Below are 12,357 nucleotides of genomic sequence, written 5' to 3' on the forward strand. Positions count from 1 at the left end.
CTTTGCAAAGTGAGTGTGTGAGTATCGAGGTGTCAGGGAGGCCGAACGGCCAACCGGCAGAAGGGACCACGCGCCATGAGCACCGCCATCCGCATCGAGACCACCGCGGACGCCGTCCGGGAGATCACCCGCCTCGCCATCCGCACCATCGCCGCCGGCGGCCACCGCGGCCACCACACGGCCCGGGTCACGGAGCTCATGGAGGCGGACGACGTCCAGGCGGCCATCCGGCGCTCCTTCAACCGCAACATCGCCCGCGGCCTCACCGTCCGGGACGCGTTCACCGTCACCGGCCAGGCCCTCATCGCCCACTACTGCAACTCCGCCCGCATCCCCACCGCGAGCTGAACACCCCCGCCGGGCGCCCCACCCCGGGCGCCCGCCCCCCACCCCCACACCACGCCAGGAGGACCCGTGTTCGTTGAGACGTTCATCCACGCCGGCGGCGTCGCCGAGGGCCACGCCAGCGAGGCCCACGCCCTCCAGCTCATCCGCCGCGCCTTCCGCCGCGGCCACACCGTGGACGCCACCCCCGAGGGAGGCGCCGTCATCACCTGGACCGCCCGCCGCCTGGTCGACGGGGAGGCCGTGGAGCAGGGCCGTTCGATCTCCTTCACCCCGCAGACCCCGGCCGGGCCGCTCACCGACGCCGTACGCGGCCACCTCTTCACCCTCCACACCGGCGCCGCCGCCTTCCCCGGACGCCTGGACGGCCGCCCCGTCATCCGCGCCGGCCTCCAGACCATCCCGCCCGCGGCCACCTCCCACCTCTACGCCCACCGCCTGGTGACGGAGGACGGCGGCCGGGTCCGCCTCACCCTCGTGGCCCGCCTGGCCCTCCTCTCCATCCTCACCGCCGCCTCCCCGGAGGACCTGGCCGCCATCGCCGAGACGGACGGCGTGGAGCTCCCCGCCTGACACCCCGGCCCGCGGGCCGTCCCCGCCAGGACGGCCCGCCCCGTACCCTCCACCACCTCCCGAGCAAAGGAGCTCACCCTATGCGCAACTACGCCACCGCCCGCAACATCGGAGGACGCTCCCGCCAGTGCGACGCCACCGCCGTGGTCGCCGCCCCCGGCAACGTCCGGGCGTACGTCCTCCTGGACGGCGTGGGGAGCTCCCCGGAGGTCGCTCACTGGACCCGCGGCGCCGCCCTCCGCGTCGCTGCCTCCTCCGCCCGCCACCAGCACGCGGAGGCCGGCCTCCGCGCCGCCTACGCCCACTACGCCGACCAGCCCGACCGCTGGAACCCGTGGCTGGACCTCCCGCACGCCGCCGCCGTCGTGGCCGTCACCGCCCCCGGAAAGCCGTTGACCGTCGCCTGGTGCGGCGACTCCCGCGCCTACCTCTGGAGCGGCGGCGGCTTCGTCAAGCTCACCAACGACCACAACCTTCGGCGCACCCGCCCGCCGTACGGCCGCGCAAACATCCTCACCTCCTGCCTCGGCTCCACGAAGACCGACGAAGAGGTGGAGGGCGAGCACGGCCACCCCACGGTGGAATCCGTCACCCGCGCCCTCACCGGCCGGGAGCGCCTGTTCCTCATGAGCGACGGCGCATACGAGCCGATCGAGGAGTCCACCCTCCACCTGGAGGACTTCGCCCCCGGCGCCCTGGAGGACGTCCCCGGCGGCATCGTGGAGGCCGCCGTGGAGATGTGGGGAGAGGACGCCGACAACGCCACCGCCCTCGTCGCGGACCTCTGGTACTGACCACCCCCCCCGGGGCGGCGGAACGTCCGCCGCCCCCGCACCGAAGGAGCCCGCACGATGGCCGCCAGTGACCTCCCCTCCTGCTGCTTCACCCGAGACCACCACCTCCATTGCCCCCGGCACGGCCAGCCCGCGCCGTACCCCGTCGGCCGGCGCGTCCGCACCCTCGTGGACGCCCCCGCCGCCTGGCCGGGCGCCTTCGCCGCCCCGGCCGGGACGGAGGGCACTGTGACCGGCCTCCCGGTCCCGCCCGGCACCTCCTACGGCGTCACCCTGGACGGCGACCCCGACGCCTTCCCGGCGGCCTACGAGCCGGGGGAGATCACCGCCGCCGACTGACCTCCCGCCGCCACACGCCAGGGGCGGGGGACAACCTCCGGGCGCCAGCCCGGGGACGTGTCCCCCGCCCCTGACCTGTGGGGACACCAGCTCCTCCCCGTCGTCCCCGCCAGTGTCCCCGGCCCCGGGGGACACCGTCCCCCGTCTCGTCCCCCATGTCCCCGCGCGTCGCGCCACCACACCGGTAAGCAAGTTGACTTTGCAAAGTCAACGCGTCAGTATGGGAGTGCAGGGAGGGCACGGAGCCCGACCGGGAGAGGAGTGCACCATGTGGGACCGCGTACCGGGGATCATCGCCGGACCGGGCGTCGTCAAGACCGGCGTTCACGTGGAGTACCTTCCGCAGCACCAGCCCGGCCCCCGCACCCGCCACGCCCGCGGCGGCGTGATCGTCTCCGTGGGCCCGAAGTGCGTCCGCTGGACCCCCTACGGCTCGGACCAGGCCGTCCGTACCCCCCTGGCCCACATGCGCGTGGACGCCGCCTCCCACATCAACAACCGCGTGGCCGTCCGCGCCGAGCTCGCCGCCCGGGCCGCCGGCAACCCCCTGCCCTACCCCGAGTGGACGGAATGGTCCCTCGCCCGCCACCTGGAGCACGCCGCCGCCGAGGCCGCCAACCAGGCCGCAGACGCCGCCCGCATCACGTGGGACGGCCAGGAGGACGTCACCGCCGGCCCCGGCGTCATCCAGCCCGGCGTCCACGTCGCGCTCCTCCCCGCGCACCGCCCCGGCCCGCGCGTCCGCCACGCCGACTCCGGCGTGATCATCTCCGTGGGAACGAAGTGCGTCCGGTGGCGCCCCTACGGCTCGGACCGGGACGTCCGTACGCCGCTGGACCACATGACCATCAACGCGGTGGCCCACATCAACCAGGACTCCATGGTCCGCGCCTACTCTGCCGCCCTCGCGGCCGGCCGCTCCCTCCCGCGCTACCCGGAGTGGACCCGCTGGACCCTGGCCGCCCACCTGGAGCACGCCGCCGCCCGGGCCGCCGCACGCCGCGCCCGCCTCATCCGCCTCGCCGTGAAGGTGGCCGCCCGCCACACCCCCGCCGCGCGCCCGGTCGCCGTCCAGCTCCCGCGCCTGGCCCTCCCCGCCCCCGCCCCGGCCGTCGTCCCCGTCACCGTGCGCCCGGCCCGCGTCATCGTCGTCCCGTGCGGCGCCGCGAAGCTGGACCGTCCGGCCTCCGCCGGGGAGCTCTACACCGGCAGCTTTCATAAGGCGTGCCGGAGGGCCGCGGACGCCCTCGCCCGGCCCGGGACCACCGTCCTGGTCCTCTCCGCGCTCCACGGCCTGGTCCCCCTGGACCGCGTCCTGGAGCCGTACGAGCTCCGCATGGGCCAGCCCGGCTCCGTCACCGGCGACGAGCTCCGCGCGCAGGCCCGGGAGCTCGGCGTGGACCGTACCGCGGAGGTCACCGTCCTCGCGGGCTCCGCGTACACCGCGGCGGCCCGCCACGTCTGGCCCCACGCCGCCGCCCCGCTGGAGGGCGCCGGCGGCATGGGCTACCAGCTCCAGCGGCTCAAGGCCCTCCGAGAGGGCCGCTACGCCCTCGCCGCCTGAACAACCCGCCCGGCCCGGCCCCACGCCCGGGCCGCCACCCGTAATCTGACCTTCAATCCCGGCATGAAGAGGAGCACTGATCACCATGGGGGCCTGCCTGGAACCCACACCGGCCATGCGCCGGTACCGCGTCGAGAGCAGCGGCCAGTCGTTCTACCTCACGCGCACCGCGGCGAGCCCGGCCACCCACGAGAGCCGCTTTCACGCGGTCCTCCCGGCCCCGGACCTGGACGCCATCCTGGCCGCCCTGGACCAGGTCACCAGTCACCCCGACTGGGCCAGGTGGGAGGAGGCAGGCAGGCTGGCGGAGCCGGACACCTCCTGGACCATCAAGCCGGGCGAGGACGGACCCGCCGCCCCATCGGCCTGGGCCGTGGAGCGCGACCGAGAGGCCCTTTACCTCTCCGGCCCGTGGATCACCGGCCATGAGTACGACCGATGGAGTGCGGAGATCCCGTACAGCGAGCTGGAGGACCTGCGGAAGGCCCTCACCGCCCTACTCGCGGAGGACTGACCCCGACGCACCCCGTGTGAAGGAGCACCACCCCATGAGCAACGCACCCCGCTGCACCGCGTACTACCAGGGCGGCGTCCAGACAGCCAACGGGACCGTGGACACCCTCCTGGTCACCCTCCCGGACTCAGAGGACCAGAACGGGGACTCCAGCCCGTCCTACCACCGCCTTTCCACGGGGGAGTGGACAGCGGATGACATGGTCACCGCCAACGGCTGGACCCGCCTCACCGAGTGGGAGCCCGTCCCCGGCGAGGACTTCCACCAGGCGAAGGTCCAGCGGACTCCGGCCCCGCAGCCGGTCGCCCTCACGGTCGTGCGGGACACCGTGAACGCGGAGATCACGGTCTCCGCGCACGGCATCGCCCCGGCGGACCTGGACGCCCTGACCGCCGCGGTGGAGGACGCCGCCGCCCCGTACAGAGCGATCGTGAACGTGTCCCGCGACTGACCGCCGACCGTTCTGCAGGCCCGCCCGGCACCCCGCCCGGGCGGGCCCCTTTCACATGCCGGAACTGATCACCACGGGTGCCTATCCTCCTGCGGCCCTCACCCCGGACCGACCAGGAAGAGTCCCCGATGACCACCAGCACCGAGCCCACCGGCGCCGTCTTCAAGCGGCTGGAGACACGCCCCCTCGGGGACCTCACCCCCTACCCGGGCAACGCCCGCCGTGGTGACGTCGGGATGATCCTGGAGTCCCTGACCGCCAGTGGGCAGTTCCGGCCCCTGGTCGTGCGGGAGCAGGCGGACGGCGCCCTGGTCGTCCTCGCCGGTAACCACACCCTCCAGGCCATCGAGCGCCACGGCTACGGCCCCTGCGGCCGGGTCACCCGCCACGACGGCCAGGAGCGGCCGTGCGCCCTCTGCCACGGCCAGGAATGGGCACCCACCGCGCAGGTCGCCGTCTACACGTGCACCGACGACACCGCCCGCCGCATCGTCCTCGCCGACAATAGGACCAGCGACGCCGGCGCCTACGACGACCAGGCCCTCGCGGACCTCCTGGCCGACATGGACGGCGACCTCGCCGGTACCGGCTACACGGACGATGACCTGGAAGACCTCTTGCAGTACCTGGAGGAGGACGAGCCCGAGCCGGAGCCGGACGAGGACGACGACCAGGAGCAGGAGGAGCCCGCCCCGGCCGGTGAGCCGGCCACCTCGAGCGCCCCCGCCACCGGCGGGGACACCCCGCCGCCCGGACACGCCTCCCTGGTCCTCACCTACCGCCAGGCCGACAAGGACGAGACCTCCCGCCTCATCGCCGCGGCCGGGGAAGTCATCCAGGGCGCCGACTCCGCGGAGATCATCCTCCGCGCCCTGCGCACCCTCGTTGCCGTGATCGACTCCCGGCACGCCCCGGACGGCGTGGTCACTGTTGCCGCCCTCCTCAAGGCGGCCGACCTGGACCAGACGTGACCACCTGACCGTCCAGGGCCCGCCCGGCACGGGCCCCACACGTCACCGGACCGGGGCCGCGCTCCAGTCGTCCACCAGGAGGTCCCGCATCGTCGGCACCCAGGGGCCGAACGTCTTCGCGTTGCCGTTCCACGCCATCAGGTACGGGTCGAACACGCACCGCGTGCCCTGCTCCACGCCCGTGGACGCCGCCGTGTTCGCATTGATCTCGATACCGTCCGGGTAGCCCGGCTGCAGCACCACGTAGGAGTCCTCGCTCCACCCCTCGCGGCGGATGCGGTGACCGTTCTTGACGGCGCTCAGCGCCTCACTGAAGTCCATACCCCCATGCTGGCAGGCGGGTTCCGGGGGAGCGTTTACACGGAGGTCGCCTCACCCGCCACGGGGACATGACCGGCACGGGCCGTCCCCGCACCCCGTCAAAGTGATCATCTCGGGCGCTTATCCTCCAGGGCCGCCGAACCCCTCCGGACCAGGAGTAACGCCCATGCCGCCCGCCGTACACGTGCGCACCGACACCATTCCCCTGGCCGACCTCCAACACTTCCCCGGCAACGCCCGCCGCGGGGACGTGGAGCTCATCCTCTCCAGCCTCAAACGGAACGGGCAGTACCGCGGCCTGGTGGCCCGTCACGTCCAGCCGGACGGCCCGCTGGTCGTCCTGGCCGGCAACCACACGATGCAAGCCCTCCAGCTTCACGGCCCCGGCGCGTGCGACTACCGGACCACCCACCAGGGCGAGGAACGGCCGTGCGGCGTCTGCCACGGGGAGGACTGGTCCCCGTCCGCCCGGTGTGAGGTGATCATCTGCGACGACGACACCGCCCGCCGCGTGAACCTCATCGACAACCGGGCGTCGGACGTGGGGGAGTACGACCGGGACGCCCTCGCGGAGCTCCTGTCCTACCTGGAGGAGGACGGGTTCGAGGGCACCGGCTACACGGAGGCCGAGGTCCGGCAACTCGCCCACGCCGTCCCCCCGCTGGAGACCAGCGAGGAGGAGTTCCCGGCCTACGACGAGGACGTCCCCACGGCCTACACGTGCCCCCGCTGCTCCTACAGCTGGTCGGGGAAGCCGGCATGAGCCCGCGCCGCGCCCCACGGACCCGCCCCTCCAACCGGGCCGTCGTCAAACCGCCCTACCGCGTCCCGACCATGGCCGAGATCGCCGCCCTGCCCTGGAACGGCTTCACCGCCGCCTCCTCGTTCTCCGGGTGCGGCGGCTCCTCCCTCGGCTATCGCATGGCCGGCTTCCGGATGCGGTGGGCGTCGGAGTTCATCCCGGCCGCGCAGGAGACCTACCGGGCCAACGCCCGCCCGTACACCGTCCTGGACACCCGGGACATCCGCGAGGTGACCGCGGAGGACGTCCTCGCGGCGTGCGGCGTGGCCGTGGGGGAGCTGGACCTCTGGGACGGCAGCCCGCCGTGCGCGTCGTTCTCGACCATGGGCAAGCGCGAAAAGGGCTGGGGCCTGGTCAAGCCGTACTCGGACACCGTCCAGCGCACCGACGACCTCTTCTTCGAGTACGCCCGTCTCCTCAAGGCACTCCAACCCCGCACGTTCGTCGCGGAGAACGTGAGCGGCCTGGTCAAAGGCACCGCGAAGGGCTATTTCCTGGAGATCCTGGCCGCGCTCAAGGCCTGCGGCTACCTGGTGGAGGCCCGCCTCCTGGACGCCTCCCGCCTCGGCGTCCCCCAGTCCCGGCAGCGGCTCATCTTCGTGGGCGTCCGGGAGGACCTGGACATGCCGCCGGCGTTCCCCCGCCCGCTCCCGTACCAGTACACGGTCCGCGACGCCCTCCCGGAGCTGCCGCGCCTCGTCCACGACACGTCCGGCGCCCGCGGCCAGGGCGACGTCACCGACCGCCCGTCCCCCGCGATCACCGTCGGCACGGACGCGATCAACAGCTACCACTTCCGCGTCCTCGACCCCGCCGAGGGCCGGGAGGTCACGCACGACCCGGAGACCGGGAAGAACATCCATATCGGCCGGTACGCCATCGGGGAGGCCTGGCGCGACACCCCGCCCGGCGGCTCCTCGGAACGGTTCTTCAGCCTGAAGCGGATGGACCCGGACCGGCCGTCCCAGACGATCACCGCCGAGGGCGGGAACGTCACGAAGGCCTCCGTGACCCACTACGCCGAGGCCCGCAAACTGACGCTCGGCGAGCTCCGGAAGATCGGCGGGTTCCCGGACGACTTCCAGCTCACCGGCACCTACGAACAGCGATGGGAGCGCATCGGCCGCGCCGTCCCCCCGGTGATGATGAGCCACATCGCGGCCGCCGTCCGGGACCAGATCCTCATTCCCCTCCGCGAGCGGGGGGTGATCTGACCGTGTGCGGCATCATCGCGGCCGCCGGCCACCTCGACCTGGCCCCGGCCGTGGAGGCCCTGGCACACCGGGGCCCGGACGCCGCCGCCGTCGTCCAGGAGTACGGCGTCACCCTCGGCCACACCCGCCTGGCCATCCAGGACCCGGGCTCCCGCTCGGACCAGCCGTACAGGGACGGCCCCGTGACGCTGGTCTATAACGGGGAACTGTTCAACGCCCCCCGCGTGTGCGCCCTCGTGGAGTCCATGGACCCGCGCCGCAACTGGACCACCACGGGGGACACGGAGGTCGTCGCGGCCGCCCTGGCCACGCTCGGCCCGGAGGCGACGCTCCCGGAGCTGGACGGCATGTACGGCCTCGTCTGGACCGATGCCCGCCGCCCCGGCGTCCTCATGGCAGCCCGGGACCGCCACGGGGAGGTCCCCCTCCACGTCCACCGTGGCGCCCCCGCCCTCATCGCCTCCGAGCTCAAGGCCTTCCGCGCGCTCGGCCGGCGCTGCGGGAAGGCCGTGGTCGACGTCCCCCCGGGGGAGTGGTGGGAGCTCTACGGCGGCGCCCTGACCCGCCACGTCTTCCACCGGCTCACCGCCACACCCGCCCCCGGCCTCACCCGAGAGACCGCCGCCGCACAGCTACGCCATGCCCTGGCCCGCGCGGTGGACCGCCGGGTGATCGCGGACGTGCCGGTGTGCGCGCTCCTCTCCGGCGGCATCGACTCCGCCGCCATCGTCGCCGAGCTGGTCCGGCACCACCCCGGCCTCACCACGTACACCGCCGTACTGGACCCGAAGTCGGCGGACCTCCGCCACGCCCGGGAGACCGCCGAAGCGCTCGGCGTGACGCTGGTGGAGGTCCCCGTGGCCCCGCCCACGGCGGACGACCTCACCCGCGCCCTGGAGGTGATCGAGCAGCCCTCCAAAGCTCAGGTGGAGATCGCCTGGCCGTGCCTGGCCCTCGCGTCCGCCATGCGCGCGGACGGCTACCGCGTCACCTACACCGGCGAAGGCAGTGACGAGCTATGGGCGTCCTACGGCTTCGCCTACCGCGGCATCCGGGAGGCCGGCTGGTACCCCTACCGCCGGGACCTCATCGCCGCGCAGGCCGTACGGAACTTCCCCAGGGTGAACAAGGCGTTCATGTCGGCCGGGGTGGAGGGCCGCCTCCCCTTCCTGGACCCCGACCTGGTCACCCTGGCGCTCTCCATGCCCGAGGCCACCGTCCGGGACGCCGACACCCCCACCGGCCGTAAAGCCGTCCTCTCCGCCGCCTACCGCGACCGCCTCCCCGCCTCCGTCCTCCGCCGGGCGAAGGTCGCGTTCCAGGACGGCCTAGGCCTGAAACCGATCATCACCAGCGCCCTCCCCAACCCCGTGAGGTACTACCGTGCAGAACACTTCCGCCTCTACGGCTGACACCGCCGCCGGCCCGGGGCCCGCTCCGGAGGACGCCGCCCGCTGCCGGTGCGGCCACCCGAAGGGCGACCACAGCGACCGCCGCGACCACCCGTCATCCCCGACCGTCCCCCGCCGCCCCTGGTGCCACGCCTGTGAGGGCACGTGCGACTACGCCCCGCGCGGCCAGGAGCCGGAGGACATCGCGGAGTCCTTCGCCACCGGCGCGTGGGAGTTCACCCCCGCCGTCGTGGACGTCTTCCCCGAGCACGTCCGCGCCTCCGTCCCGTACTACGACGCCATTCAAGACCTGGTCGCGGAGGCCGCGGACTGGCTCCTCCCGGATGACGGCCTGGTCGCCGACCTCGGCGCCTCCACCGGGACCACCGTCCACCGCATCGCCCAACGGCACCCCACACGCCAACTCCGCGCCTCCCTCTACGACCAGGAGACCGCCATGCTGGACCGGGCCGCGGAAACCCTGGCCGGCGTCTCCAACCTCCACGTGGACTACGTCCCGGCCGACATCCGCCGCTCCCCCCTCGGCCACCAGGACGCGAACCTCACCCTGGCCCTCTTCACCCTCCAGTTCCTCCCCCTGGCCGACCGCGTCCACGTCCTACGCCAGGCTCGCCACGCCGCCGCCTCCACCGGCGCCCTCATCGTCGCCGAGAAGGTCCGCCCGCCGGACGCCCGCTGGGCGGAGATCGCCGCGGACGCCTCCCACGACTGGAAGGCCGCCCACGGGATCACGGACTCCGCCATCCGCGCGAAGGCCCGCGCTCTCCGCGGTGTCCTCCAGCCTTACCCGGAGGTCGCCCTCGTCCAGGCCGTCCATGACGCCGGCTGGTGCTGCCCGGAGGTCCTATTCCGCTGGCACTCCTGGCTCGTCCTCGGCGCGTTCGCCACCCCTACCGGCCTCTAACCCACCACCCGCACCGCGGCCCCCGGGGAGCCCACCCGGCCCGGCCGTCCCTGGAACCCATAAGACTCTGGAAAGTGAGGGGGCCTCATGGGCGCATCGAAGGCACAGCGCGCGGCTGCGGCGAAGAAAAGAGCGCAGGCCACGGCCCTACGCGTCGCCGGGGTGGACTGGGCGACGATCGCGGAACGCGTCGGCTACGCCTCGGCCGGCGCCGCCTGCACCGCCGTGGGCGAGGCCTTGAAAGCCAACCTCCGTGAGCAGGACCAGAACGTGGACGAGCTCCGCGCGCTCGGCCTGGCGAAGGTCAACCGGCTCCAGGCCGCGTTCTGGCCCGCCGCCATCCAGGACAAGGACCCGAAGGCCGCGAAGGTCGTCCTGGAGTGCATCAAGCAGGAGGCCCGGTTCCAGGGCACGGAGGCACCGACCCGCGTCAACATGGAGGCGCAGCGCCTCGCGGACGAGATCCTGGCCGTCTTCGACGAGGGGGCCGGCGGCCCGGGTGAGGGGACGTGAGGACCCGAGAGGAGCTGGAGCGGGAGGTCCGGGAACTCGCCCGTACGGGAGACATCACCGCCCTGCGCGAGGTCCGGGACGCCGTCCGCAGCGCCCGCTCCCGGAAGAACTCCCGCCGGGTCCTGCGCTACATGTACGACCCGGTGGGGTGGGCGCGGGACTGCATCGCGTGGGAGGAGGGGGAGGGCCTGACCGCCTATCAGGCGGACTCCCTCGGCGCGATCCCCCGGCAACGGCGCGTGGCCGTACGTGGCCCTCACGGCCTCGGCAAGACCGGCATGGCCGCTATCTGCGTGCTCTGGTTCGCCACCACCCGGGAGGCCGCCGGGATCGACTGGAAGGTCATCATGACCGCCTCCGCGTGGAGGCACCTCTCCGTGTACCTGGTGCCTGAGCTCCGGAAGTGGGCGAAGCGCATCCGGTGGGACGCCGTGGGGCGGGAGCCGTTCTCCGAGCGGACGGAGCTCCTGGCACTCAACCTCAAGTTGGAGAACGGCGCCGCCACCCCGGTCGCCTCGAACAAGCCGGAGCTCATCGAGGGTGCGCACGCGGACAGCCTCCTCTACCTGATCGACGAGGCCAAGATCGTCCCGGATGGGACGTGGGACGCGATTGAGGGAGCGTTCTCCGGCGGCCGTACGGACGGCCCGCCCGGGGAACTCCCCGAGGCCTTCGCCTTCGCCATCTCCACGCCCGGGCCGCCGGCGGGCCGGTTCTACGACATCCACCGCCGCGCCCCGGGCCTGGAGGACTGGTGGGTCCGTCACGTCCGGCTGGAAGAGGCCATCGCCGCCGGCCGGATCTCCCGCCAGTGGGCGGAGCAGCGCGCCCGCCAGTGGGGCCGGGACTCCGCCGTCTACGCCAACCGCGTGGAGGGCGAGTTCCAGGCGTCGGACGAGGACTCCGTCATCCCCCTGGCATGGGTGGAGGCCGCCGTGGAGCGCTGGCACGAGTGGGACCAGGCCGGCCGCCCCGACCTCGACGGCCGGGAGTACGTCGGCGTGGACGTCGCCCGGGCCGGCGGGGACTCCACCATCCTCGCCCGCCGGTGGGGCGTCGCCGTCGTGGAACTGGAGAGCCACGACCGGGAAGACACCATGCGCACCACGGCGCGCGTCCAGGCGGCCACTGGAGAGGACGGGGAGGTGATCCCGGTCGTGGACTCCATCGGGGTCGGCGGCGGCGTCGTGGACCGCCTCCGGGAGCTCTCCGTCCCCGTCCTGGCGTACACCGGCGCGGCCAAGACCCGGGCGCGCACCCGGGACGGGGAGTGGGGGTTCCGCAACGTCCGCTCCGCGGCGTACTGGCGGATGCGGGAGCTCCTGGACCCCGCATACGAGCCGGAGGTGATGCTCCCCCCGGACGATGAGCTCCTGGCCGACCTCACCGCCCCCACGTGGGACACCACCACCGGCGTCCCGCCGAAGATCTACGTGGAGCCGAAGGAGGACCTGGTGAAGCGGATGGGCCGCTCCCCCGACAAGGGGGACGCCGTGGTCATGTCCTACTGGGCGGAGATGCTGGCCGCCACCGCCGTCCACTCCCCGGCACGCCGCGGGCAGTCGGCCGGCACCGGCGGCCGGACGGCGGCCTCCCGGTACGGGCGCACCATCGGAGGCGGAGGCACCCGCACCCGGTGA

The 12,357-nt window shown here is 73.5% G+C and carries 15 protein-coding genes; 14 read left to right on the top strand and 1 reads right to left on the bottom strand.

Annotated elements, in window-relative coordinates; translation table 11 throughout:
- Window positions 1-75 precede the first annotated feature (75 nt).
- The 8 genes from NI25_RS20605 (at window position 76) to NI25_RS20640 (ending at window position 5,551) form a co-directional block, all read left to right on the top strand.
- The gene (locus NI25_RS20605; RefSeq protein ID WP_061443855.1) at window positions 76-348 is read left to right on the top strand and encodes a hypothetical protein; all 273 of its coding nucleotides are present in this window, start codon (window positions 76-78) and stop codon (window positions 346-348) included.
- A 66-nt stretch (window positions 349-414) separates the two neighbouring features.
- Window positions 415-918 (top strand): hypothetical protein, encoded by a 504-nt coding sequence (locus tag NI25_RS20610; RefSeq protein ID WP_061443856.1) that lies wholly within the window; start codon window positions 415-417, stop codon window positions 916-918.
- Between the two features lie 80 nt (window positions 919-998).
- The gene (locus NI25_RS20615; protein ID WP_061443857.1) at window positions 999-1,712 is read left to right on the top strand and encodes a PP2C family protein-serine/threonine phosphatase; all 714 of its coding nucleotides are present in this window, start codon (window positions 999-1,001) and stop codon (window positions 1,710-1,712) included.
- Window positions 1,713-1,769: 57 nt separating this feature from the next.
- Complete coding sequence (locus NI25_RS20620) at window positions 1,770-2,051, top strand: hypothetical protein (RefSeq protein WP_061443858.1); 282 nt, start codon at window positions 1,770-1,772, stop codon at window positions 2,049-2,051.
- A gap of 268 nt (window positions 2,052-2,319) precedes the next feature.
- A complete protein-coding gene (locus NI25_RS20625; RefSeq protein WP_061443859.1) occupies window positions 2,320-3,615 on the top strand; it encodes a DUF6884 domain-containing protein in 1,296 nt (431 codons plus the stop codon).
- 85 nt (window positions 3,616-3,700) lie between these two features.
- Window positions 3,701-4,129, top strand: a complete 429-nt coding sequence (locus tag NI25_RS39445; protein ID WP_061443860.1) for a hypothetical protein — start codon at window positions 3,701-3,703, stop codon at window positions 4,127-4,129.
- Between the two features lie 34 nt (window positions 4,130-4,163).
- Window positions 4,164-4,580: a hypothetical protein gene (locus tag NI25_RS20635; protein ID WP_061443861.1), complete on the top strand. Its 417-nt coding sequence runs from the start codon at window positions 4,164-4,166 to the stop codon at window positions 4,578-4,580.
- A gap of 128 nt (window positions 4,581-4,708) precedes the next feature.
- On the top strand, window positions 4,709-5,551 hold the full coding sequence (locus tag NI25_RS20640; protein ID WP_061443862.1) for a hypothetical protein: 843 nt from the start codon (window positions 4,709-4,711) through the stop codon (window positions 5,549-5,551).
- A gap of 42 nt (window positions 5,552-5,593) precedes the next feature.
- Here the strand turns inward: NI25_RS20640 and NI25_RS20645 are convergent, their stop codons facing one another.
- A complete protein-coding gene (locus tag NI25_RS20645) occupies window positions 5,594-5,872 on the bottom strand; it encodes a Thoeris anti-defense Tad2 family protein (protein WP_061443863.1) in 279 nt (92 codons plus the stop codon).
- A gap of 166 nt (window positions 5,873-6,038) precedes the next feature.
- On the opposite strand from NI25_RS20645, the gene NI25_RS20650 reads away from it, so the two are divergent.
- The 6 genes from NI25_RS20650 (at window position 6,039) to NI25_RS20675 (ending at window position 12,357) form a co-directional block, all read left to right on the top strand.
- Window positions 6,039-6,635 (top strand): hypothetical protein, encoded by a 597-nt coding sequence (locus NI25_RS20650; RefSeq protein ID WP_078884677.1) that lies wholly within the window; start codon window positions 6,039-6,041, stop codon window positions 6,633-6,635.
- Window positions 6,632-7,888, top strand: coding sequence for a DNA cytosine methyltransferase (locus NI25_RS20655; RefSeq protein WP_061443864.1), 1,257 nt, complete (start codon window positions 6,632-6,634; stop codon window positions 7,886-7,888). Before NI25_RS20650 ends, NI25_RS20655 begins: the two co-directional genes overlap by 4 nt.
- Window positions 7,889-7,890: 2 nt before the next feature.
- Complete coding sequence (locus NI25_RS20660; protein ID WP_061443865.1) at window positions 7,891-9,300, top strand: asparagine synthetase B family protein; 1,410 nt, start codon at window positions 7,891-7,893, stop codon at window positions 9,298-9,300.
- Window positions 9,272-10,204: a methyltransferase domain-containing protein gene (locus NI25_RS20665; RefSeq protein WP_061443866.1), complete on the top strand. Its 933-nt coding sequence runs from the start codon at window positions 9,272-9,274 to the stop codon at window positions 10,202-10,204. The genes NI25_RS20660 and NI25_RS20665 overlap by 29 nt, the downstream gene beginning before the upstream one ends.
- A gap of 87 nt (window positions 10,205-10,291) precedes the next feature.
- Window positions 10,292-10,717, top strand: coding sequence for a hypothetical protein (locus NI25_RS20670; protein ID WP_148315143.1), 426 nt, complete (start codon window positions 10,292-10,294; stop codon window positions 10,715-10,717).
- Window positions 10,714-12,357, top strand: a complete 1,644-nt coding sequence (locus NI25_RS20675; RefSeq protein ID WP_061443868.1) for a hypothetical protein — start codon at window positions 10,714-10,716, stop codon at window positions 12,355-12,357. Before NI25_RS20670 ends, NI25_RS20675 begins: the two co-directional genes overlap by 4 nt.

The organism is Streptomyces sp. CCM_MD2014, assembly GCF_000772045.1.
Lineage (GTDB): Bacteria > Actinomycetota > Actinomycetes > Streptomycetales > Streptomycetaceae > Streptomyces > Streptomyces salinarius.

Excerpts from the sequence above, each read along its gene's own strand:
- NI25_RS20670 (WP_148315143.1), top strand. The coding sequence starts at position 10,292 with ATGGGCGCATCGAAGGCACAGCGCGCGGCTGCGGCGAAGAAAAGAGCG.
- NI25_RS20640 (WP_061443862.1), top strand. The coding sequence starts at position 4,709 with ATGACCACCAGCACCGAGCCCACCGGCGCCGTCTTCAAGCGGCTGGAG.
- NI25_RS20605 (WP_061443855.1), top strand. The coding sequence starts at position 76 with ATGAGCACCGCCATCCGCATCGAGACCACCGCGGACGCCGTCCGGGAG.
- NI25_RS20645 (WP_061443863.1), bottom strand. The coding sequence starts at position 5,872 with ATGGACTTCAGTGAGGCGCTGAGCGCCGTCAAGAACGGTCACCGCATC.
- NI25_RS20615 (WP_061443857.1), top strand. The coding sequence starts at position 999 with ATGCGCAACTACGCCACCGCCCGCAACATCGGAGGACGCTCCCGCCAG.
- NI25_RS20625 (WP_061443859.1), top strand. The coding sequence starts at position 2,320 with ATGTGGGACCGCGTACCGGGGATCATCGCCGGACCGGGCGTCGTCAAG.
- NI25_RS20655 (WP_061443864.1), top strand. The coding sequence starts at position 6,632 with ATGAGCCCGCGCCGCGCCCCACGGACCCGCCCCTCCAACCGGGCCGTC.
- NI25_RS20635 (WP_061443861.1), top strand. The coding sequence starts at position 4,164 with ATGAGCAACGCACCCCGCTGCACCGCGTACTACCAGGGCGGCGTCCAG.
- NI25_RS20650 (WP_078884677.1), top strand. The coding sequence starts at position 6,039 with ATGCCGCCCGCCGTACACGTGCGCACCGACACCATTCCCCTGGCCGAC.
- NI25_RS20620 (WP_061443858.1), top strand. The coding sequence starts at position 1,770 with ATGGCCGCCAGTGACCTCCCCTCCTGCTGCTTCACCCGAGACCACCAC.
- NI25_RS39445 (WP_061443860.1), top strand. The coding sequence starts at position 3,701 with ATGGGGGCCTGCCTGGAACCCACACCGGCCATGCGCCGGTACCGCGTC.